This window comes from Paenibacillus sp. BT-177 (genome assembly GCF_025846815.2).
Taxonomy (GTDB): Bacteria; Bacillota; Bacilli; order Paenibacillales; family Paenibacillaceae; genus Paenibacillus; species Paenibacillus polymyxa_C.
On the sequence record NZ_JAOYTP010000002.1, the window covers coordinates 227756 to 248222 of the forward strand.

At 46.2% G+C, this 20467-nt stretch carries 25 protein-coding genes; 1 reads left to right on the plus strand and 24 read right to left on the minus strand.

Features of this window, described 5'->3' with window-relative positions:
• Positions 1-93: 93 nt before the first annotated feature.
• The 10 genes from OIU26_RS07200 to OIU26_RS07245 all read right to left on the minus strand — a co-directional run bounded on the left by OIU26_RS07200 (position 94) and on the right by OIU26_RS07245 (position 7704).
• Positions 94-1038 (minus strand): class I SAM-dependent methyltransferase, encoded by a 945-nt coding sequence (locus OIU26_RS07200; RefSeq protein WP_264216382.1) that lies wholly within the window; start codon positions 1036-1038, stop codon positions 94-96.
• 114 nt (positions 1039-1152) lie between these two features.
• Complete coding sequence (locus OIU26_RS07205; RefSeq protein ID WP_264216770.1) at positions 1153-2364, minus strand: SGNH/GDSL hydrolase family protein; 1212 nt, start codon at positions 2362-2364, stop codon at positions 1153-1155.
• Positions 2365-2424: 60 nt separating this feature from the next.
• Positions 2425-2907 carry a DUF2809 domain-containing protein gene (locus tag OIU26_RS07210; RefSeq protein WP_264216383.1) on the minus strand — a complete coding sequence of 161 codons (483 nt, stop codon included), beginning with the start codon at positions 2905-2907 and terminating at the stop codon, positions 2425-2427.
• Between the two features lie 194 nt (positions 2908-3101).
• The gene (locus tag OIU26_RS07215) at positions 3102-3689 is read right to left on the minus strand and encodes a GNAT family N-acetyltransferase (RefSeq protein WP_165081411.1); all 588 of its coding nucleotides are present in this window, start codon (positions 3687-3689) and stop codon (positions 3102-3104) included.
• The gene (locus tag OIU26_RS07220) at positions 3686-4399 is read right to left on the minus strand and encodes an HAD family hydrolase (protein ID WP_264216384.1); all 714 of its coding nucleotides are present in this window, start codon (positions 4397-4399) and stop codon (positions 3686-3688) included. The genes OIU26_RS07215 and OIU26_RS07220 overlap by 4 nt, the downstream gene beginning before the upstream one ends.
• A gap of 34 nt (positions 4400-4433) precedes the next feature.
• A complete protein-coding gene (locus OIU26_RS07225; RefSeq protein WP_013370046.1) occupies positions 4434-4604 on the minus strand; it encodes a hypothetical protein in 171 nt (56 codons plus the stop codon).
• A gap of 54 nt (positions 4605-4658) precedes the next feature.
• Positions 4659-5216 (minus strand): SMI1/KNR4 family protein, encoded by a 558-nt coding sequence (locus OIU26_RS07230; protein WP_264216385.1) that lies wholly within the window; start codon positions 5214-5216, stop codon positions 4659-4661.
• Between the two features lie 59 nt (positions 5217-5275).
• Entirely contained in the window at positions 5276-5671 is a 396-nt protein-coding gene (locus tag OIU26_RS07235; protein WP_013370043.1) for a hypothetical protein, read from the minus strand.
• 145 nt (positions 5672-5816) lie between these two features.
• The gene (locus OIU26_RS07240) at positions 5817-6902 is read right to left on the minus strand and encodes a saccharopine dehydrogenase NADP-binding domain-containing protein (RefSeq protein WP_264216386.1); all 1086 of its coding nucleotides are present in this window, start codon (positions 6900-6902) and stop codon (positions 5817-5819) included.
• Entirely contained in the window at positions 6889-7704 is an 816-nt protein-coding gene (locus tag OIU26_RS07245; protein ID WP_264216387.1) for a class I SAM-dependent methyltransferase, read from the minus strand. Before OIU26_RS07245 ends, OIU26_RS07240 begins: the two co-directional genes overlap by 14 nt.
• A 173-nt stretch (positions 7705-7877) precedes the next feature.
• Here OIU26_RS07245 and OIU26_RS07250 point away from each other — a divergent pair, with 173 nt between their 5' ends.
• The gene (locus tag OIU26_RS07250) at positions 7878-8969 is read left to right on the plus strand and encodes a LuxR C-terminal-related transcriptional regulator (RefSeq protein ID WP_264216388.1); all 1092 of its coding nucleotides are present in this window, start codon (positions 7878-7880) and stop codon (positions 8967-8969) included.
• 76 nt (positions 8970-9045) lie between these two features.
• Here OIU26_RS07250 and OIU26_RS07255 read toward each other — a convergent pair whose 3' ends face one another.
• From OIU26_RS07255 to OIU26_RS07320, 14 genes are all read right to left on the minus strand, one after another.
• Complete coding sequence (locus OIU26_RS07255; protein WP_013370039.1) at positions 9046-9225, minus strand: hypothetical protein; 180 nt, start codon at positions 9223-9225, stop codon at positions 9046-9048.
• A gap of 76 nt (positions 9226-9301) precedes the next feature.
• On the minus strand, positions 9302-10303 hold the full coding sequence (locus OIU26_RS07260) for a sugar kinase (protein ID WP_264216389.1): 1002 nt from the start codon (positions 10301-10303) through the stop codon (positions 9302-9304).
• The gene (locus OIU26_RS07265) at positions 10300-11361 is read right to left on the minus strand and encodes an SPFH domain-containing protein (protein ID WP_025364371.1); all 1062 of its coding nucleotides are present in this window, start codon (positions 11359-11361) and stop codon (positions 10300-10302) included. The genes OIU26_RS07260 and OIU26_RS07265 overlap by 4 nt, the downstream gene beginning before the upstream one ends.
• A gap of 236 nt (positions 11362-11597) precedes the next feature.
• Positions 11598-12368, minus strand: coding sequence for an alpha/beta hydrolase (locus OIU26_RS07270; RefSeq protein ID WP_264216771.1), 771 nt, complete (start codon positions 12366-12368; stop codon positions 11598-11600).
• Positions 12369-12486: 118 nt separating this feature from the next.
• Entirely contained in the window at positions 12487-13509 is a 1023-nt protein-coding gene (locus OIU26_RS07275; protein ID WP_013370034.1) for a FecCD family ABC transporter permease, read from the minus strand.
• Positions 13502-14509: an iron ABC transporter permease gene (locus OIU26_RS07280; RefSeq protein WP_264216390.1), complete on the minus strand. Its 1008-nt coding sequence runs from the start codon at positions 14507-14509 to the stop codon at positions 13502-13504. The genes OIU26_RS07275 and OIU26_RS07280 overlap by 8 nt, the downstream gene beginning before the upstream one ends.
• Before the next feature lie 10 nt (positions 14510-14519).
• On the minus strand, positions 14520-15500 hold the full coding sequence (locus OIU26_RS07285) for an ABC transporter substrate-binding protein (RefSeq protein WP_264216391.1): 981 nt from the start codon (positions 15498-15500) through the stop codon (positions 14520-14522).
• A 167-nt stretch (positions 15501-15667) separates the two neighbouring features.
• The gene (locus tag OIU26_RS07290) at positions 15668-16351 is read right to left on the minus strand and encodes an HD domain-containing protein (RefSeq protein ID WP_264216392.1); all 684 of its coding nucleotides are present in this window, start codon (positions 16349-16351) and stop codon (positions 15668-15670) included.
• 46 nt (positions 16352-16397) lie between these two features.
• Positions 16398-17126 carry a HEAT repeat domain-containing protein gene (locus OIU26_RS07295; RefSeq protein ID WP_264216393.1) on the minus strand — a complete coding sequence of 243 codons (729 nt, stop codon included), beginning with the start codon at positions 17124-17126 and terminating at the stop codon, positions 16398-16400.
• Between the two features lie 198 nt (positions 17127-17324).
• Positions 17325-18359 carry an NAD(P)/FAD-dependent oxidoreductase gene (locus OIU26_RS07300; protein ID WP_264216394.1) on the minus strand — a complete coding sequence of 345 codons (1035 nt, stop codon included), beginning with the start codon at positions 18357-18359 and terminating at the stop codon, positions 17325-17327.
• A 153-nt stretch (positions 18360-18512) separates the two neighbouring features.
• On the minus strand, positions 18513-18704 hold the full coding sequence (locus tag OIU26_RS07305) for a hypothetical protein (protein WP_244491578.1): 192 nt from the start codon (positions 18702-18704) through the stop codon (positions 18513-18515).
• Positions 18705-18845: 141 nt separating this feature from the next.
• The gene (locus OIU26_RS07310; protein ID WP_165081385.1) at positions 18846-19295 is read right to left on the minus strand and encodes a hypothetical protein; all 450 of its coding nucleotides are present in this window, start codon (positions 19293-19295) and stop codon (positions 18846-18848) included.
• A gap of 25 nt (positions 19296-19320) precedes the next feature.
• The gene (locus OIU26_RS07315; RefSeq protein ID WP_013370026.1) at positions 19321-19842 is read right to left on the minus strand and encodes a GNAT family N-acetyltransferase; all 522 of its coding nucleotides are present in this window, start codon (positions 19840-19842) and stop codon (positions 19321-19323) included.
• A 55-nt stretch (positions 19843-19897) separates the two neighbouring features.
• Complete coding sequence (locus OIU26_RS07320; protein ID WP_013370025.1) at positions 19898-20389, minus strand: 8-oxo-dGTP diphosphatase; 492 nt, start codon at positions 20387-20389, stop codon at positions 19898-19900.
• Positions 20390-20467: the final 78 nt, after the last annotated feature.

Here is a 20467-nt window from a genome sequence, read left to right on the forward strand (position 1 = left end):
AATCCTGATCATTAACAGAATCCCAAATAGAGTAATATCTATCCTTATACTACCATTCAAAGAGTGAATCTGACAAATGGCTGATACTAGCACTTATGAATGTATACGCGTTATCTTCGTAGCTCTATAACCTTCATATGACTGGATATACTCTACTTGATAACCCATTTGGGCATCCAAAAGCTCTTCCATAAACGGGAGGCACGGGCTGTAGATAAAGCTCCCTCCTGGCCGAATGGCTTTAAGCAATTCCATATATTTACGAGCGTACTCATGGATATTACCATCTGCCTTCAGATGATGATGCATAAAATGATTGGAGAATGCCATATGTGAAACGATCGTTCCCCATCTACTTTCTTCATAAGTAGTCGCTAACCAATCTCCTTGGGTGATACAACCGTCTGTTTCAGCCAGCCGATCTGTTCCGTATGCCTCAATTCCGTAGGCACGTAAATAAGTAACCAACCGTGCCTCTGATCCGCAACCAACATCTAGAACAGGCTCTTGCAAACGAGCAATGTCCAATCCTAGCAGATTCGCTTGCAACTCCGGTGTATATTCCTCACAAGGTACCCAAAAGGTATATTCATTCTCTGCATACTTAGCGAACACTTCACGTCCATTGGTACGAGTTAAAAAATCTCTCAAATGCCCATAATGCTGCTGGAGCAGTAAGTCCAGAGTTGCCCCTGCTATAGATTTCTTTTGGAACAGCTTTTCAATCTGGGTGAAGAATCGATCATACAGCTCCGTAAGCTCCCTCGCATGATCTGTGTGAAAATGTAGATACTGATTGGTATCTACAAACTGGGACAGTATTTTAGCCGCTACATCCTTCACAAAAACATGATACGTATGCTGGCGCTTCAAGCTTTTAAGCATGAGGATCAGTTCCGAGCTTCGCTGCGTCAGCCAGTACGTCATTTCCGTTGAAGGTCCTAACAGAACAGAACCCTCGTGCATATAAAATAAACTCCGATGCTGATTATGCAGGAGTTGACCGTTAATAAGATTATGAAGTTGAGCGACTGTCATACTACTTCCTCCTTAAAGTCCAGAACATTAAAGCCCCACCCAAGCCTAAATCATGCTGGGTTTGGGTAGGGCCAGCTTATTTTCTGAGTATATCATGGTTATGGAAACTCGGTGCTATTGCAGATTCTCTGCCTTTACATAAGAGGATAGAGGAATATTCAAATCACGAACCCCTTGGGCTACCAAGCGGGCTATTTGCTCCGCACCATACTCCTGAAAATGTGTATCATCCTTCACGCCATCAGGAAATGCAGAATACACACCTGGCTCCAAATGTAAAAATAGTGGAAGTGTTCCTTCCAGGCCTAATGTATCATAGTAGGCTACACTCAATTGACTAAGATCGACCAGTGCAACACCCGTCTCTGATGCTGTTTCCTTCATGGCCTGCACATATTCCGGGAAACTAATCCGAAACGAAGCACTTGCTGCATCATAATCGCGGCGGCCTACAGGAGTAATTAGCACAGGTACCGCACCGCGTTGAGTGGCTCCTTGGATGTACGTTTTCAAGTAAACTTTATAGTCGGCCGGTGAAACATAACGCTCCTGATTATTGATCGCGGCATCATTATGCCCAAACTGTATGAACAGATAATCTCCTGGACGGATATTCCGTAAAATATCATCTAACCGCCCTTGAACCAAAAAAGTCTTCGTGCTACGTCCACCAATAGAACGGTTCACAAAAATAGTCTCATCTGTAAAGAACGGCGCAATCATTTGCCCCCAGCCTGCCTGAGGCTTCATCGAGGATTTATAGGTTTGAACCGTAGAATCTCCCGCAAGGTATACGGAAGGATGTTCTCCAGCCGTTCGAGCTTCCTTGGGAGTGATAACCAAAGCGTTGATCTTCGCTTCATTTCCTGAGAAATACAACTCAAGCTGACCGTCGATGAGTGCAAGCTCAAACCCAGCCTCGACAAATTGTCCTGCTGTTTTGGCAGTAGGCTCTACTTTAACAATGGATTCGGCTTTAACCGTAATGTCCGTGTTTCCGGCAATATCTCCGGCAATCAGAGAAAGCGTGTAATCCGCAGGTGGTAAATTGACGACAAATGATGAGCCTTGAACACGAACAAAATCTGAGCGGATAGCATCACTTCCACCACGGTTCTCTTCATTTACCTTGGAAAGATCGGTAAATCCATAGCCACGCTCAGGCGTGTAAGCATCCTTAGCAGTGACCTGAGTGTAGCCGTCAGCTACATCCCCAGGACCAAAATCAAAACGAAGAGGCGCCGCAAGCTGCTTTTCCGCTAATGCCTGCCCTGGAATAAGTATGGTTGCAAACAACAAGCTGAACCCTACGCATAACCCAATCATCTTACCGAACGACCTGTGATGCTTTCCCTTTTGTTTCAAGCGCAACCCTCGCTTCTCAGATTATTTGAGTGGTTTGTCATCGTCCATACGTCTATTGATCCCCACCAGCCTTTGGCAGCCTTGGTCCAGTACCCAGGATACCACAATACCAACTGTGTACCTGATCAGATCCACGGTCAGAAACCCTTTGCCAAGCACTAGGCCGCCCAGGGTGGTCGCCCGAATGCGGTTAATCCAAGGAGCCTGGTACATCTGACTGAATTCAATAGCGAAGCAAAACAGCACACTGCCCCAAAGGGCTACAGACAACTGACGGTTCACCCACAACATTCTCAGCCCAAAATAAATCATGCATGCCCACAAGGCATCCCCAAAGTGATTGGCAACGAATGCAGGTAACTGGGTGGAGAAAGCCCTGCTTCCCAAGCCCAACAAGATCATGACCAGCACGGCAACCAGATACGCAGCGCGAGCCTTCCAGTGGAACTTTTCCTTTATTTCCTGATTAATTCCCCTACTGCTGCTCTTACTAAATTTTCTCATACTAAATTACCTTTCCTAACACCGGAAAATACCTGCCAAGCTTCTAATAAAACTTCGTAAAGCATCCTCTTGGGATTGCGCTTGCAAGATTGCTGAACCTTAAGCTGATGTCACATTGTATGCACACCAACTTGTCTGTATTTTTCGTCATATTATGAATCATATAAGCTCCCGCAATATCGTACAATCGCTTGCTAAAATTCAATACCACGTACTTTCGCAAAAACCATATGGTGTACCATATTCCCCTCTTCATCACACTCGACATTCCTTAAAATCCCCTCTAATGTAAAACCTGCCCGTTCCGCTACCTTGGCGCTGCGCGTATTTCTGGAATCACAAAGAATCTCCAACCGATTAGCATGTAAATGCTGTATGGCAAAATCCGTAATACCGTGTACGGCCTCTGTTACAATCCCCTTTCCGATCCATGAGGTTCTGAGCCAATATCCAATTTCGAATCTTCGTGCATCCCAATTCATTCGGTGCAGACCGCTACTGGCTACAAATTGTCCCGAAGCCGTATCAAATATATACAGCACCATGTCAGACCGATCCAGAAATTTAAGTCTGGCTTGGCGTGAACGGATTTCAGATTCCTCCTCCGTAGGGAGATTTCTCGCAAAAGGAAGCCAAGGTCGCAGCTCATTTACACTTTCTCGTATCGCTTCATTAACTGCCACTCCATCGCCCCACTGTGGAGCGCGTATGGTCAATCGCTCCGTCTGGAATTGTTCCGGGAACGATAACAGAATGGGATTCGGTTGCTGCTCCCTACTCATGATGCTCCCGCCTCCATATTCGATGGATAGCTGAGACGATCCAGCCAGCCAGTGATTTCACGTAGACTCCCAATCTGATGATCCGGTACAATGTCCATTTCATTCCACGTCATAAAGCCTTCCAGCCAGATGGTATGCAATCCTGCACTTTGCGCACCACGAATATCATTCGTCGGATGATCGCCTACGTAACAGGCATGACCAGGTTCGGCAATGTCCAGCTCTTTCAGTGCCAACTCGAAAATACGAGGATTAGGTTTTTCGATGTTGACGTCACCCGATACGATAATGGAATCCACGTAATCTCTCAGCATCACTCGGTCGATTTTCGCCTGTTGTGCGCGGAGTGAGCCGTTGGTAATAATGCCAAGCTTCAGGCCCCGAGACCGCAGCTCAGACAACACTTCCTTGGCTCCGTCCATCAGGACCGTAAACTTATGAAATTCACCGTACCAAAAGCCCAGCATCTCCTGTACTGTCGTATCGGGATTTTTCAGTTTCAGGTCTGCATGCAGCTCGGTATACAGCTCCCTCTTATCTCGATACCCGTCTTGATCCGCCAGACGTATTCGCTCAACGACAGCCGCGTGGCTGGCTGGTTCTTCTGCCACAATAAATCGTTCTATAAAACGCTCAGTATATGCAGCAAATGCCTGTTTGCGATGAATCAGTGTATTATCCAGATCAAAAATAATGGCTTCTATAGACATAACGAGCTCCTTTCTGTCCGTAAATTTATAACGATCAGCTTGAGACGAATTGAAGAACTCCGATCACAAGAAGCAAGAAAAAAATAGACAAGAAAATGATGACCATATACTTCAGGATTTTGCTAGAAGTCGACTTTTGTTCGAGTTTTGTCTCGATTTGGGTTAGCCTTTCCTTGATTTCTTCCAAATCCTGCTCCATCGTCACCTTATGTTCTCCTTCCTTTGCCTCGACTTATTAACTTCCTAGCGATTCGACGCTTCAACTACATAAATCACTCCAAAAGCGAACTGTTTTTACGGCCTCATAATCAATCTGTTCGTAAGTCTTCTCTCCAAATTCCTGCTTGAAATATTCCTGCAAACTTTCTCCATACACGATAATATCCGTTTGATACACTGAAAATACCGGATTTCCTTCTTCACAAGGCTGCTCTGGGATATATCGGTGACCATAGATGGGGATCAGCTTGGGCACGCGCAAAAACTCACGTTTACATATGTCCACGGCTTCCTGCAAATCTGTTGGTCTTTCTCCCCATTCGGAAGGCCAGAATATATTCTGCTCCACATCAAAAATCATACCTTCGAGCGGCCAATTCAGCCTTTCCCAAATGACACCCATCCGCTGTGGTGACGTATCTCTCCAAGGAATAAAGCTTTTACCGACTGGAAGAACGTTCATCAGCAGCTCTCTTAAGTCGGGCGGAAAGTGAATATCATACCTGTCTTCGACTTCAGTAATCTCCTGGGTGGATAAGCCTGGGGTTAAGGTTACATCGTCTTTACGTAATAGATCGATAATATAAGCGACATCCATCTTCGATTGAACACCTCTATTCGCTGTCTGATTGCACCTTCTGATTGAATTCTAGCAGCTTAGTCGAGCGGATTGGTCAAGAGGCCTACCAGACTTGTAACTTCAACTTCACCGACTCGGCGTGGGCCTTCCATAAAATATCCCCTGGTTCCTACATGTATCCGGTGTCGGTGTACCTTTTCCCTCATTTCTCCAAACAAAATCCACATTCTTGCCTGACCTTCCCGGTGAACCGGGTGCCTGGTATCCATGATCAATTGACCCTCTTCATCTTCAAACTCAGGATGTATTGCATAAATTCCCGTTGTTGTAATATCGTCGCCCTCATAGGAAAAATCGCAGCGATAACCCTGAATAGGCAGTTGTTTCCTGCCTCCTTCTTCCGGTGTGTAAAATCGATATTCTACTATAAAATCGTGCGGATGCTGCCTACTATGTTCATAGGGATTCCACATTTCATATCATCCCCTCTGGTCTTTCCCAGAAATATGTACTTCCTTCTAGTGTAATCCAATAGGAAAAGAAATCCAAGACCTATCCGCAAGGCATTGCCGAATAAGCTTGGATGATATGAGAGTCCTTTTTTCAGATATATGACTTTTATACTTGCTGTCCGTTCACCTGAATATCTACGTCTACCTGCTGTCCCAGCCAAGCCCGCATGCGATTCCACGAAAAAAACTGCTCCATGTGAAAAACACCATATGGAAGTTCTGAACGATACAGGGCAAGCGCCGCAAAGACGGCGGCTTTAGCAGTCAAATCAGACTGATGATGTCCCCTTAGCCTGCATTCAACCCTCGTCTCCTTGCCATTGCGAGTTCCTTGGGCGTCTACCTTGACCGCTACAGCATTTCCTCCTAGATGCACTTTGCCAAAGCTGCGAACTACTGCATCACGAACAGTTGGCTGTCGGAGCAGACCTGATATTCCTATCGTCCGGAGCCCTGCCAAAAGACGGGTGGTCAAGCGCGAATCGAAGCACAGGCGTGTACTGACTGTAGGAATACCGAGCGTACGTGGAAGTGTTTGCTGATCCGAAAAGGGAAACCGATACGCCCGATGACGACCCACTTCTGTACCAAAGTCTGCTACTATGCCGTCGGTAAAGCTTCTTCGAGTCACTGGGCGTCCCTGTTCTATCACCTCCAAGTCGGTATGAATCTGATCTACAGTCCACTCAATCGCGGCCTGACCGTGTCGATCACCCAAGCCCAGCATCAAAGATATGTTCAATTCATCCGTCTGATCCATGAGCTGTGCCGCTTGCAGAGCCAATAGATTGGTTAGCCCTGGAGCTAATCCTACACTTAACAATGAAGTGACCTGATAAGCTCGGGCCTCCTGATGACACTGCTCCACCTGACTCAAAAAGGCCGCATTCGCAGTAATATCCATGTAATGCACGCCATGCTGAAGACAGGTGCGTACCAAGGTTGTATTGTCCTGATCCAGACACATAATAATCATTTTAGCTTGCTCTAATATCGACGGGTCTATGGGTTCATGAATATTAAGCTGCAAAGGTCGTATCTTGCCATTCGATTGTTGGCTGAATGCAGTGGCACGTTCCAGGCTACGGCCTGCGGCAAATACCTTGCCAGGGAACATTTCACTTAACTCTGTGCATACAATTTTCCCAACATGGCCATACCCGCCAATGATGATGATATTATCCTTTGTCATAAGCCGTCTCTCCCTCTTTAACCGCAAACCATGCATTCACTAAAAAAGCACCATAATACCGGGTAATGCGAGTAAAGCCTGCATCTATCAACAGTTCCTGAATTGCCGAATTGGACACCGGGTTTGACTCGCGACCGATAGAAGCAGCGAATCGTTCCCAATCCTCCAGTGAAATGCCCTGACTCAGCATATGACCTTTCCACGCCTGCATTTGGATGGAAAAAGAAGAATCCTGCGGATTCCCATTAATAGAAGCTAGGCAAAAAGGCGCACCCGGCTTGAGTCGACCGGATATCTGGCGCAGCAATGCCTGTTTATTTTCCAAGCTCTGAAGAAAATGAAGCACCAGCAGGCAGGTAGCAGCGTCATAGACCGGTTCTCTGCATGACTCTTCGCTGCGCTTTTCGTACTGTTCTTTAGGTGATTTTCCAGACAACTCTTCCAACGTACCTGTAACAAATGATATTTTTGAACCGATGCCCGCTTGTGTCACACGTTGACGTGCCAAATCCAGCATGTGCTCAGAGGGATCAACTGCCCTAAAGGACCATGCCTCATGCCGCCCTCCGAGCGTAATCAGTTCCTGACCGCCCCCAGCTCCGACAATCAGCACATTCGGATCAATATTTTTGTTATGAGCCTGCGCTTCAAGCTGTGCGGATATCAAACAATCTGTCATCTCATACAGATGGGTATATCCAGGTATTTTTAAAGCAATCGTATCCGCGTATTTATGCACATTCGGATGATTCCAGCTCATAGGTTGATTTGAGTCGGTATTTCCAATATGGGGTTGCTTCATATGTGCTCTCCTCCAAACATTTAGCCTTGATCTTGAACGACCATTCGTTTATTGTAGATTTAATTAAGAATCATTCTCAATTATATAGACAATACGAATATCCACCATCCCACAAATGTGGGATTTAATAATCGCCCTTTGAGAATCTCCAGCTTTCACGATAGGAGTAAAGGATGAACGCACATAATACACCATTTGCACAGCTTAAGAAGAATCGACAACCAATCATGGAAATGGGAAGTAAGTCACCCTCATCCCCCACATACAAGCACACGCTAATCGACCGCTTGCGTACTCAGATTTCTTTTGATGCGGCGTGCTGTACCTCAGTAGATCCGCGAACGCTGCTTTCCACGGGGGCATTTACGGAGTCGGGTGTAGAGGGCATTCACAGCAAACTACTAGAATACGAATATCTGCACGACGATATCATGAAATACGATCAATTGGTGCGAGAGGGGCAGTCCATCGCGACGCTTCATGGGTCTACACAAGGCCAGCCGGATCACAGCACACGTTTTAGAAATGTTTTGCAACCCGCCGGATTCGGAGATGAGCTGCGTGTTCCATTTATGTACAAAGGAAGCTGCTGGGGATTTCTTACGTTGTTCCGCCACCATGGAAAGCCTGTATTCAGCACGGAAGAGCAACAACTGCTTGAAGCATTAGCGCCGTCCATAGCCTACCATCTGCGTCAAACTAGTATCGGTGTATCTCCAGTCCCCGCAATGATTATGGAACATGAACTGGAGCCAGGGGTTCTGATGCTTTCCACTCAACTAACCCCCCTCTCGTCCAATAGACTAGCAGAGCAGTGGCTAAAGCTGCTTCGGCAGCAAGAGGGAAGCCATGATGGCGAGCTGCCAGCCCCTGTCCGGGCGGTAAGCTTGCGAGCGTTATCCACTTCTACTGCACCAGCCAGACTATGTATCCCTTCCGCTGATGCTGGAACCCCTTGGGTCACGATCAGAGCCACTCTCCTGCAAGGCGGACGCGAGCATATGGGCGAGAAGCAGTTGGCCGTATGGTTTGAGCCTGCTAAAGCAACTGACATGTTGCCGCTTATGGCTGAAATCTACTCATGGACTGAACGAGAGCGACAGCTTGTACGGCTCATTGTCCAAGGCTTTTCTACTAAGGAACTGGCAAGTGCACTTCATATTACGGCCTACACGGTGCAGGATCATCTGAAAGCGATTTTCTTGAAAACAGAGGTAAGTAGCCGTCGTGAGCTAGTATGGAAGGTATATTCCAGATTCAATTAATATATGTAAAAAAGACAGATGACCCGGTTAAGGATCATCTGTCTTTGCATTACTGCTCTATTGAAGCACAAGAGTCTTATTTCTGCGAAGAGGATTTCGTATCATCGTATGATACTGGTGAGGGCTTCGCAATCCATTCATCAGCCTCAGGCTCAATATCCACGCCGTTGTCCAGCTTCGTTTTCTCCATCAAGGAATCTCCGTCCTCGTTCTTCTTGTTGCGGATTTTCGCTTCGTCTTGAGTGTGGTCGCTCATGTTGATTCCTCCTTTTTAATTTCTTCTGATGGTTGTACCTTACTCATAATTACCCATTGCCGTCCTGTACAAACCTCTACACGACCAGATGCCCTTTTTTCTCCGCCGGTCCAATGGTCGCCTCAATGCCAGCATTAAACTCCAGAAAGTCGCTTTCCACTCCATCACTAAAAATAACTCCATTCTCCGGCATCTGCGAAGCAATGCGCAGCGGTCTTTCAACAGCCACCTGTCCAAACACCAGCTCCGCAGCAGTCGTCCGACTGGGAAACGGTTCTCTCACCGTAAAATAAAGCGATGGCGAGCTCCAGGTTGCACGATGATCATGCCCCGTTCCTTCTACTGTCCCCTCCTGACTAAAAGCAGCACCTGACACCAGGTGATCTGGAGTCAGCGAGACCGGATGCCGTGTAGCACTGCCGACAATACCGGCCGCTCCAGCCAGCACACTGGTCAGCCAGCCCGTCGCCCCCAGTCCCGTGGAAACGATAATACCGCTGGACGATTGCTGCTCTACCTGATCCTCCAATCTCAACTCATATCTCGCAGAAACATGAGTTTTGCGCCCGATGAACAAATCGTTCACGGCATATAAGGATTGACCATCATTTAGTTGGGCCTTAGCCAACGTAACCTCTTTAATCGGCCGTCTGTTCACGAACACATCCGGCACCACCCAGCGCAGATCAGATACAGTAAATGGAAGCAATACCCCGTCCCAGCGCAATGGATCTGGATTCACGCCGATTAGCGGCTGCTCGGTCAAATATTTTAACGTGTTGGCTACCAGCCCATCCTGACCCAGTACCACCACCGTATCCTGTTCACCAAAAATAAAGTTCGGTACATGCTCCCGCTCCACAATCTGCACACGCCCCAAGGCCGATAACTCGGACGTTGCCGTTGCCACCGCCCTGCGGTAATTTTCATCCTCCAGCACATAATCACTGAAATCCGCACCCAATCGTTCCATAAAGAAGCGAGCCTGCTGCACCGTATTGTATCTGACAATCAGTTCCTCCAGTCGCGTTTTACGCTTCACCAAAATAATCTTCTGCTCTGTCATTCGGTTGTTCATCGTGCTCTTCCTCCAGATCCTCTCGATCCTGCTGATCCGTTTGTTCCCGTATCTGACATGAGACCTTGTAGCAGATCCGGTGTAATATTCAACTGACCGATTTTCCCTGCATTTTCTGCGAGCTCCTGAAATGCGATCGCGATCAGCTTATCCGGGCTCATATCCATGTTGGCCATAGCTTGAAGTACGTTGGGCTCGACATCCTGCAACGATTTCATCACCGCTGTCAGCTCATAGGCCTTGGCATCGGCTTCCGCCTTTTTATTCGTTACGGTCAGCTCAATCAGTTCGCGTTTTTTCTCTTCCAAGGCCGTGTCGAACCGCAGCTGCTCCTCCTTCATCTCACTTTGCTTTTGCTTTACGGAACGCTCGGCATCCAGTTGGGTTTCGCGGATCTGCCTTTTTTTCGTCTCCACTGCAATTTCCGTATTCAGCTCATTTTCCTTTACACGGCGTTCCTGCTCAATGGATGCGTTACGACGCTCATACAAAGCATGATCCGCACTACGAAGAATTTCCTCTCTCGCCTGCGCTTCCAGTGCTCTCATCGTCTCCTTATTGGGTAAAATCGCCAAAATGGACAGCCCCATGACCTCAATGCCCAGTTTCTCCATTTCTGTATGCTGAGCAATATCCTTCGTCATGTTTTGGGCCAGACGTTCACTGGACTGAACTGCTTCTTTGAGTGGGACACGTTCCAAATACTTTTTGGTAAGCACCTTGGCAATATTAATCACCCGTTGGGCCAGCTTGCTTGGATCGTCCGAAATGTAGCGTCGTTCCTTCAAATCATACGTGTAGTTTAAAATCTGCGTCGTTCTGCGGTAATCCACAATCCGATAAGTCAGTTGTCCCTGCACTGTCACTGCCTGGAAATCATTCGTCATATCTTCAAACATGAACGGTACATCAATGGAAGAGACCGGCACGACGACAACCGAGGTTGTCGGAGCATAGTAATAAAAAGATAACCCCACACCCTCTCGAACCACCTTCCCGTTCTTCACCTTCATGACATATTCACTGGGTTGAAATTTAACAAAATTAAATCCAAACATCGTCGCTTCCTCGCTTTCTTTATAGTATCCATCATCTTGTTAATTGTTAATTATTAATTGTTATTATCAATTTGTTATTAACAACAAAATAACACATCTAAACAATAATATCAATATGACATTTACAAAAAAATAAAGGCTGCTCCCCTCCGATATGCTCGGTTGGGGAAACAGCCTCAGATTTCTTGCATTTTTTTAATAAAAACACTTTCAAAAATGTATACCTATCTGCATATTTAGATAGAATCACTAGCAAAACGAACCGCTCTGCTAACCAAGACCGGCAGCACGGATATATGACCTTCGTCTGCAAATTCCCGGTACTCTACGTGTAGTCCTAGATTGTCCCTAGTCGTTAGACGCGCAGCTAAGTCCCTGGCTTTTTCCTGCATGCCACTAAAATGCCCAGCCTCTAACTCCCCTACAGCAATCAACAGCTTTTTAGTCCAATGCTTCTGAGCTATAGAAGCTACAAACTGTTTCTCTTCATCCTTAATAGCTTGTCCACCCCAGTGTATAGACGGACTTCCCGCCACATACACCTGAAAAGAGTCTGGTCTTGTAAACAGGGTATGTAATACGAACAGTCCTCCAAGCGAATGCCCGAAGATCGTCTGTCGGCTGCGGTCGATAGGAAAATCACGCTCAATCATAGGCTTAAGCTCATCTTCAATAAATGATAAGAAATGCTCGGCGCCCCCGCTTTCTATAGCTGCATCTTCGTTTGGCTTTATTGGAAGCTCCACAGCCGTCCCCGGCAGTGTAAGATCGTAATATCGTGAAGGATGAAATGGAGCCTCTGATGGATAGCCTATTCCTACAACGATAGCTGGAACAACCCCTGTTTTGTCGGGCCGTCTACCCTGAACGCGCACTGCTTCCACCATGGTTCCAAAAACAGAATTGGCATCCAGCACATAAATAATAGGATGACCAGATACAGGAGGTTCCTCGGCAGGGATGGCAATATAAATATGATACTCACGGTTTTCAGCCTGCGAGTGCATCACTCGATGCTGACTACGAGGAACGCATACGGCTCCGTGAGCATCGCTGGAATGATTAGCTTGCGTAAATACGTTTTTAATGAAAATAACCTCCTGTAGAACCTGAATTCTAATGAAATCAGGCCGTTTTTTTCATAAGCAAGACTACAAAATAAGGGACCCCGATCACCGCAATAATCAGCCCAACGGGAATTTCCGCAGGCGCAACCACCGTTTTGGCAATAAAATCAGATAATAGCACCAGTACCATACCGACCATACCGCATACAGGAATCACAAAACGATGATGAAGGCCAACCAGCCTTCTGGCGATATGAGGAGACAATAATCCTACAAAGCCTATTCCTCCCGAAACAGACACACAGGCACTCACCAGTCCAATGCTGGACAACAGAAGAATAGACTTTTCCTTTTCGGTCGCAACCCCGAGACTTTTAGCTGTATGTTCATGCAATTGAAATAGATCCAGAACATATGACTTCAGCCAAATAACAGGAATTAAAATGACAAGCCACGGAATTACGGCAGCAACCAGCTTCCAATCAGCACTCCAAATACTGCCCGACATCCATACTGTCGCCATCTCGAAATCCGAGGCTTTCATTTTCAGCGACAGATATAAGCTTAAGGAACCGAAGCCAGAGCCAATCGCGATACCTACGAGAAGCAACCGCTGCGGATCCAGACGACCTGCTTTCCAAGCAAATAAATAGATCAGCAGCGCAGCCATCAAACCTCCAATCAAGCCGAAAAAGGGCATAGCCAGCGCTGCAGTCCAGCCGGTCGTTTCCATTTGTCCCTGGTAAAAGAACATAAATATGACGATGGCTGCCCCCGCCCCTGCGTTAATGCCTAAAATGCCGGGATCGGCCAAACCATTCCGTGTAACTCCCTGTACTGCCGCCCCAGCAATCCCCAGACCTAAGCCGACCAAGGCCGCAATCACAATACGCGGTAGCCGAAAATCAAAAATCACCAAATCCAACTGCGGAGTAGGGTGAATACGGAACAAGGTCTGAATTACTTCCTGTAGGGTCATGTCGAACTCTCCATGGGTCAGACTGACATAGGAAGCTGCTAAAATGAGCGCAGCCCCGCCTGAAAGTACGAACCACAGACGTTTCGCACTGATTTTACGCATGCTCCCCCCCTCCTTTTCTACGTATTAAGTACAGAAAGAAAGGGATGCCAATGACCGAGGTAACCACACCAATAGGCGTTTCAAACGGATAATTAAGAAAACGGCTCAACACATCAGACATGCCCAAAAAAACACCACCGATCAATCCAGAGCATGGAATGACCCAACGGTAATCTACACCGATTAAATATCGGGTAATGTGCGGAATCAACAAGCCAACGAAGGCAATTTTTCCTGCCAGCGCAACAGAAACACCTGTCAGCAATGCTACACAGAGCATGGCCCCCAGCTTGACCGGTAATGCCCGCTGTCCCAGCCCTATGGCCACGTCGTCGCCCAGCGACAATAGTGTTATTGGCTTGGCCAGCAGCATCGCTCCCACAATTGCCACAAGAGCAAAGGGAATTGCCAATTGAATCATATCGGGATCCATCTGATGCAGACGAGCGTTAAACCAGAAGCTTACATTTTGCGATACATTAAAATAAATGGAAAGAACGGCCGACAGGCTGCTTAAAAACGTGCCGATGATCGTTCCCAAAATGGCCATACGAACCGGAGCAAGACCGCCGGGAATCATCCAGGCTAAACCGAACACAATAGCCACTCCCAAAGCAGACCCCACAAAAGAACTTCCGATCAGGCCCATCGAAGTGGAGTTTGGCGCAAGAATCATCATTAAGGTGATCACAAATGCCGCCCCATCCGACACGCCCATAATTGAGGGTGAAGCCAAGAAGTTCCGCGTCATTCCTTGCATAATGGCTCCTGAAATCGCAAGAAAAGCACCGATTAATATAGAGCCGACCGCTCTGGGCAGACGCGAGTTTAAAACGACCTGATGATCCACATTCCCAGCATCAAAATGAAAAAAGCTAGCAGTTACCGTCTCCCATTCTATCGTTTTGGCTCCATACATCACAGACAGCAGTAGCGTTAATACGATAAATAAGGGAGAGACGAAGATTACAACATAAGGAGAGATCAACTTTTTTCCCATGTTCCTACCTTTACTGCGAAAGTCGGTTCATAACCGCTTCCAAAAAGGCAAGTTTGCTCCATGAAGTACCACCTTGAGCATTGGGATCTACAATGTTGACGAAGGTTTTCCCATTCTTGACGGCATTGATGCTGCTCCAAATCGGATTCTTCTCCAAATCTGCCAATGCCTGCGGCTGGTCCTTGTTCTCTCCTTCGGAGAATTGCACGAACAGATAATCGGGGTTCATATCAGCCAATTTCTCCAGAGAAACCGCCTCTTGTGCTTTAACTGTATTTAACTCTTCCGGTACCTTAGCTCCTAGATCAGCATACAGCGAAGGATTGAAATATACATCCGCAGGGTATACATACAGATTGCCTGTACGAATCCGTACCATGATTACCTTTTTATTTCCCCATATTGGTTTGAGCTTCTGTTGGGCCGCCTCCGCATCTTGCTTGTACTTGTCCAGGATCTCCTTCGCCTTCGCCTCTTTGCCTGTAAGCTGTCCCAACATTAATAGATTCGCTTCCCAGTTCGTTGAAATATGGGATACTGGAACCAATGTAGCGACCTTCCCTAGCTGTTCTGCCACCGCAGGCCGAAATTTAGAACTCCCAAGAATCACATCTGCCTTCAGTTTCAGGATCGTTTCAGCGCTAGGCTGCATTCGGTCACCAACGTCTGCGGCTCCTTCCATCGCTTTTTCCATGAACTCAGGAAATTTTCCGCCCGAAGTAACCGCCCCAGTTGGTTTCACTCCCAGGACAGCTGCATCTTCCATAGCTTCCAGACTAGCTATAATAATATGATCCGTTTTGGCCAGCTTATAAGTCTTATCTAGATATGTAATCGTCTTGGCACTTTCTCCGTCAGAAACAGACGTTTGTGTCGATGCATTGGTATTCTTTTGGGCTGAGCTATCCACCTCCTGTACCTTTTCACCACATGCCGTCAACAGCAAACTTGCCGATAACAAGGTACACATCCATACTGCAAATTTCTTCATGATCTAAAAGACTCCCCTCTACCTACTTGAATTTACAGATAATAATTATCATTATCATTGATAACTATTATCAATAGTAGGAGAGAAATCGGTGTATTGCAATATTTTTTCTAATATTTATTAAAAAGAGAGCTGACTTCTCCTGGAATCATTGCAATTAGGAAGCATCAGCCTCCCCTGTTCTGTTGGATATCATTCACATTCCATTCTCTATAGAACTGCTCCAAATATATCTCCATCCATTGATGCCGGACCTCCGCTAGCTCTCGGGCATAAGTGGTGTTCATTAAATCCTTGAGCTTGAGCAGCTTTTCGTAAAAATGGTAAATAGCACTTTTACCTGCGGCGCGATATTCATACTGTGAATAGTCCTGACCTGGTTCATGCATGATACTGCCCTTTGAGCCTGCATACATAAAGGTTCTTGCAATTCCAATCGCTCCCAGGGCATCCAACCGATCTGCATCCTGTACAACCTGACCTTCCAGCGTTTCCATAGGCGGGTTTTGTCCACCATTGTAGGACATTGTAGCAATAATGGTCATTACGTGTGTGATCACGTCCGGATCGTTTACATGCAGATGCAGCCACTGCTCAACTTTATCCAGCCCCGCTTGTTTGGAATCATTCAATTTTTCATCCGCTACATCATGCAACAGTGCTGCCAGTTCACACACGAACGGATCTGCACCTTCTTTTGCAGCGATTTCAATGGACAGCTTCCTCACCCGGTCAATATGCCACCAATCGTGACCACTGTGGTCATGCTCCAACTGTTGCTGTACATACGGCTCTGCCTTTTGAATGATATCTACTCTTATCGCTTCCTGTTGCTCTGTTCGTCTGTTCATAAGTCACCTTTCAATCCCGTCCATATTTGCTATGTGAGAGGTTGGTTTATTTTTTTATATGCTTGTCCATTTGCTTAGCGCGAATCATCGAGAGCGCCTTACGGGCTGCCAGCTTCCCATTTGGGCTTCCATGCTTCACTACTTCTTTTAATATTTCGGTCGCTGGTTCATACCCATGATATCCCAAAAGAATACATGCCCGTTCCTGTACATACATCTCTTCATCATCCACATAGGAAAGCAATGAATCCACCTCACTGACAGGTGTAATCGCCATTAAGCTGTAAAGAAGCTGACACCTCACGTCATCCTCCATAAATGAATCCTTTTCCAGTATAGCCTGTAATTCATGCATACAGCGAATATCTTCTGCTAGTTGTTCGGTGCTTATGTCCTCGTCAGATGGGTAATCCTTATGCAGCTGTTCCCAATCGAGCTCCGGTTTTTGCTCCAACTCTGCAATCAACGAAGCCGCGCTTCGGTATATCGGTGACAAATCTGTTTCCTCGTGATTTATATAACATAATTTATATGCCAACGGTCCTTCTACATATAGGCCTACATAATTAGAATGATCATCCGTCCATAGAGGGACGATATGTTTGAACACCTCGATCTGCGCCATCCACTCAGTACTCTCAGCAAGCTCCTGTTCACTCAGTAATCGTAGCTGAACCTTCTGCCCTTTCTGCTTCTTACTATGGATCAGTAAAGCTTCCAGCGTATCGTCAGGCAGATAAATCGCTAGACGCTCAAACACCTCTCGTAAGCTCATTTTTTCACACTCCTAATCTTTTCTACTCCAAATCTACTATTTAAGTCCCGAAAAAGACAGGCTTTCTTCATTTTATTCTATATGTGTGTGGCATCCAACCTTAGGTCGAGAAGTCCTTAACTATGCAAAAAAAGAACCTCCTCAACCACATCAGCTGTAGTTAACGGAAGTTCTTTATTAAACACTGATTCCCTTATCTTACTCCACGACACCAAGCTCGCGGTTTTTTTCCTTGAATCGGCTGTTATGAGAAGATACATATGCCGCTTTGTCAGCTGTCGGATCAATGTACAGCTTGGCGCTGTTGAGGGCAAGGGCGGCGTCTGTGAACGTACCTGCAATCAGATACAGCTTGCTTCCGTACTCGACAAAATCGCCTGCAGCAAAAATCCCCGGTAGATTCGTTTCCAGCTTGTCGCTTACGCGGGCATGCCACTCTCCCATATCCAGTCCCCAATCTCGCAGAGGACCGAAATCGGATTTTAGACCATGATTTACGATAACTGCATCAACATTCAGTATCTCTGTTTCGCCCGTATCTACATGATTGATCGTCACCTGCTCAATCGTCTCTCCGTTGTTGCTATGTAACTGACCTACCGCGTAAGGTGTGAGAACACGAACCGAAGAGGATTTCATACGGGCTACATTTTTCTCATGTCCGCCAAAATGATCCCGACGATGTACAACTGTCACACTCGCCGCAATAGATTCCAGCTCATTCGCCCAATCTACCGCTGAGTTGCCTCCACCGGAAATCAGGACATGCTTGTCCCGGAACGGCTCCAGCTCTTGTACGGTATAATGCAGGTTTGTAACCTCGTAACGGTCAGCGCCTTCAATCTCCAATTTAGCCATTTTGAGAATACCATAGCCTACGGCCAGAACGATCGTACGCGTCCAATGCTGTTCCCCTGTGGCAGAAGTCAGCAGGAACGTACCATCTTCTTGCCGATCCATCCCCGTAATCTGTTGCCCCAATACAATGGTAGGCTCGAACGTTTTTGCCTGCTGCTCCAGCTGGTCGATCAGCTTTTCACATAAAATCGGGGTAACGCCTCCAACATCCCATATCATCTTCTCAGGGTATATGCGCATCCGTCCGCCTAGCTCATGCTTGGCTTCGATAAGCTTGGTTTTCATATCTCTCATTCCACTGTAAAACGCGGTATACATACCGGCAGGACCGCCGCCGATGATCGTTACATCATATAATTCCAAGGACTCTGTCACTCTGCAACTCTCCCTATCATAACTTAATATGTCTGCTTCTATTATAAGTGATAATAATTATCAATATCAATTAAGAAATAAAAACATATCTGTGACAGAGGTTTTTGTGATTTTGGAACTACATTTTATACAGTTATCTGGCTATTGCTTTTGTTAATCTTGTGTATTAGGCAGGGATTGATTCACTATTGCATGCAATGCTTTTTCATTCAACCCAGTCTGTACAAATTGAAAACGGTGGCCTGCCAGTCTCTGAACTCGATCTATGATCTGCCCGAGATGATAAGCCGTATGCTCAACCACATGGTAAACATCATACATATTTATATAGCCTGTATTATCCAATGCTGCACTGAAGGTTTGAAGCTATCCTCCATACCTTCATGCCCGCAGCTTAACCAAGTATTGATCGTACATTCTGTGCTTGGATATGATCGTAAATTCATGCATGGAAGAATTCATATGTTCATTTCCTCCTTCATCTTTTCAGCTGTATTTTTTGAAAAAGTCACTTCCGTGGATTATCCAATATCGTTCAGCAGGAGGGACCTCTTCCAAAAAGTTCTGATATTCCCCTTTCCACCCCACCGGGACATAGTGTTCAAAAGAAGCTGGCTCTGGAAATAGTGAGTAGAGAATTTTCTGGTCAAAATCAACATATAAAGCAGGACAGAATTCCAACACTTCATCCTTATGCTGGATTGCATCATCTAGCATCTGGAGCATTGTAGTGAGTTCTCCCGCAGCCACCTTATATTCACAGATGTGTTCCAAAAATGCTCCCGCGGTAGTCTCATCCAAAATAGCGATACCAAACCGTTCCTCCATCTCGGTATTCAAAAACCAATACTCTCTTTCCGTCACATACCAATTCCATTGTCCCTGAAAAATGACACCGACAATAATATTTTGTGCATATTCAGGCCATATTTTCATGAGCTTTTGTGTTCCCCTCCCTCACTTACAGCTCGATCCAAAACCGGTTTACACGGTTTCCATCTTCCTCTATGTAATCCTTGTCTGGTGTTCCGCCGTTTCGCAGAATCGTTCTTTTGGAACTGATATTATCGGAGTCGCATACGACGAGGGCTCTGGAAACACCCAACTCTTTTGCTTTGCCCAATGCCAGACTCAGCATAGTCACAGCGTACCTGTTCCCTCGTGCAGAAGGACGGATACCATAACCAATATGTCCCCCAGCATTTAACAGATGCTCGTTAAGATCATGACGGATATTCACTGCTCCGACGACCTGGTCATCTGCATCCATCAGCCAGTATGTCGAACTTTTAACCCAGCCTTCAGACAAGCCAATTCCATTTTTCTGTTGATTTAAAAACGTCAGCATACCTTCAAAATCATACGGTTCTATAGAAATTACCCAAGGCACCATTTGCTCCTGGCTTTTTTTCCATTCCTCATAAAATGAAAGATAAGTATCCTTCCAGCGCCGATCCGGCTCAACCAATCTTACGGTCTGCATCCCACTCACGACCTCCTCTTTAAGCGCTCCATATATCTACTAATGGTCGTCATCTTTACACCCCATAGTTCTTAGTCGTTGCTTCCAGGGTTTCATCTGTCTCCGCCAGCCACACAGAACTAACCTCAAACGTCCCCGGCTCGAAAAACAATGGGAATCTCCGCTTAAACCAATCCTGCATCGGCAAATTTAGTGCTTCCTTCATATCCACCCACAGCAGATCTCCCTCAGGGGGATTCTTTAATAGTTCACCTTCCGTTGCTGTAGCCAAATAGTTAAAGACCATGTATCTCAGCCCTTGATTTGGATCACAATATTCGTCGATTCCTTTAAATACAATTTCCGTAACCGTTAAGCCCGTTTCCTCCTTTACTTCGCGAATGGCTCCGTTCACAATGCTCTCTGGGAACTCTACTTTTCCTCCTGGAGCAATATAACCTGGAAACCCCTTTCGATTGGGTCTATTCATAAGCAATACCTTGGTTCCGTCTTGAATCATGCACATAGTATATATTTTGTGTGTCACTTCTGTAGCCAATCCAATCATACCTTTCTTTATTCACGATTCTCTATGATCTAGCTTTTAACTTTCTCACCGACATATTGTAATTGGTTAAATATAGTA

Coding starts and splice junctions, on each gene's coding strand:
- OIU26_RS07285 (WP_264216391.1), bottom strand. CDS start 15,500: ATGAAGAAATTTGCAGTATGGATGTGTACCTTGTTATCGGCAAGTTTG.
- OIU26_RS07210 (WP_264216383.1), bottom strand. CDS start 2,907: ATGAGAAAATTTAGTAAGAGCAGCAGTAGGGGAATTAATCAGGAAATA.
- OIU26_RS07295 (WP_264216393.1), bottom strand. CDS start 17,126: ATGAGCTTACGAGAGGTGTTTGAGCGTCTAGCGATTTATCTGCCTGAC.
- OIU26_RS07315 (WP_013370026.1), bottom strand. CDS start 19,842: ATGCAGACCGTAAGATTGGTTGAGCCGGATCGGCGCTGGAAGGATACT.
- OIU26_RS07310 (WP_165081385.1), bottom strand. CDS start 19,295: ATGAAAATATGGCCTGAATATGCACAAAATATTATTGTCGGTGTCATT.
- OIU26_RS07265 (WP_025364371.1), bottom strand. CDS start 11,361: ATGTTTGGATTTAATTTTGTTAAATTTCAACCCAGTGAATATGTCATG.
- OIU26_RS07275 (WP_013370034.1), bottom strand. CDS start 13,509: ATGCGTAAAATCAGTGCGAAACGTCTGTGGTTCGTACTTTCAGGCGGG.
- OIU26_RS07250 (WP_264216388.1), top strand. CDS start 7,878: ATGAACGCACATAATACACCATTTGCACAGCTTAAGAAGAATCGACAA.
- OIU26_RS07245 (WP_264216387.1), bottom strand. CDS start 7,704: ATGAAGCAACCCCATATTGGAAATACCGACTCAAATCAACCTATGAGC.
- OIU26_RS07220 (WP_264216384.1), bottom strand. CDS start 4,399: ATGTCTATAGAAGCCATTATTTTTGATCTGGATAATACACTGATTCAT.
- OIU26_RS07280 (WP_264216390.1), bottom strand. CDS start 14,509: ATGGGAAAAAAGTTGATCTCTCCTTATGTTGTAATCTTCGTCTCTCCC.
- OIU26_RS07255 (WP_013370039.1), bottom strand. CDS start 9,225: ATGAGCGACCACACTCAAGACGAAGCGAAAATCCGCAACAAGAAGAAC.
- OIU26_RS07290 (WP_264216392.1), bottom strand. CDS start 16,351: ATGAACAGACGAACAGAGCAACAGGAAGCGATAAGAGTAGATATCATT.
- OIU26_RS07270 (WP_264216771.1), bottom strand. CDS start 12,368: ATGCACTCGCAGGCTGAAAACCGTGAGTATCATATTTATATTGCCATC.
- OIU26_RS07240 (WP_264216386.1), bottom strand. CDS start 6,902: ATGACAAAGGATAATATCATCATCATTGGCGGGTATGGCCATGTTGGG.
- OIU26_RS07215 (WP_165081411.1), bottom strand. CDS start 3,689: ATGAGTAGGGAGCAGCAACCGAATCCCATTCTGTTATCGTTCCCGGAA.
- OIU26_RS07320 (WP_013370025.1), bottom strand. CDS start 20,389: ATGATTGGATTGGCTACAGAAGTGACACACAAAATATATACTATGTGC.
- OIU26_RS07235 (WP_013370043.1), bottom strand. CDS start 5,671: ATGTGGAATCCCTATGAACATAGTAGGCAGCATCCGCACGATTTTATA.
- OIU26_RS07205 (WP_264216770.1), bottom strand. CDS start 2,364: ATGATTGGGTTATGCGTAGGGTTCAGCTTGTTGTTTGCAACCATACTT.
- OIU26_RS07230 (WP_264216385.1), bottom strand. CDS start 5,216: ATGGATGTCGCTTATATTATCGATCTATTACGTAAAGACGATGTAACC.
- OIU26_RS07260 (WP_264216389.1), bottom strand. CDS start 10,303: ATGAACAACCGAATGACAGAGCAGAAGATTATTTTGGTGAAGCGTAAA.
- OIU26_RS07200 (WP_264216382.1), bottom strand. CDS start 1,038: ATGACAGTCGCTCAACTTCATAATCTTATTAACGGTCAACTCCTGCAT.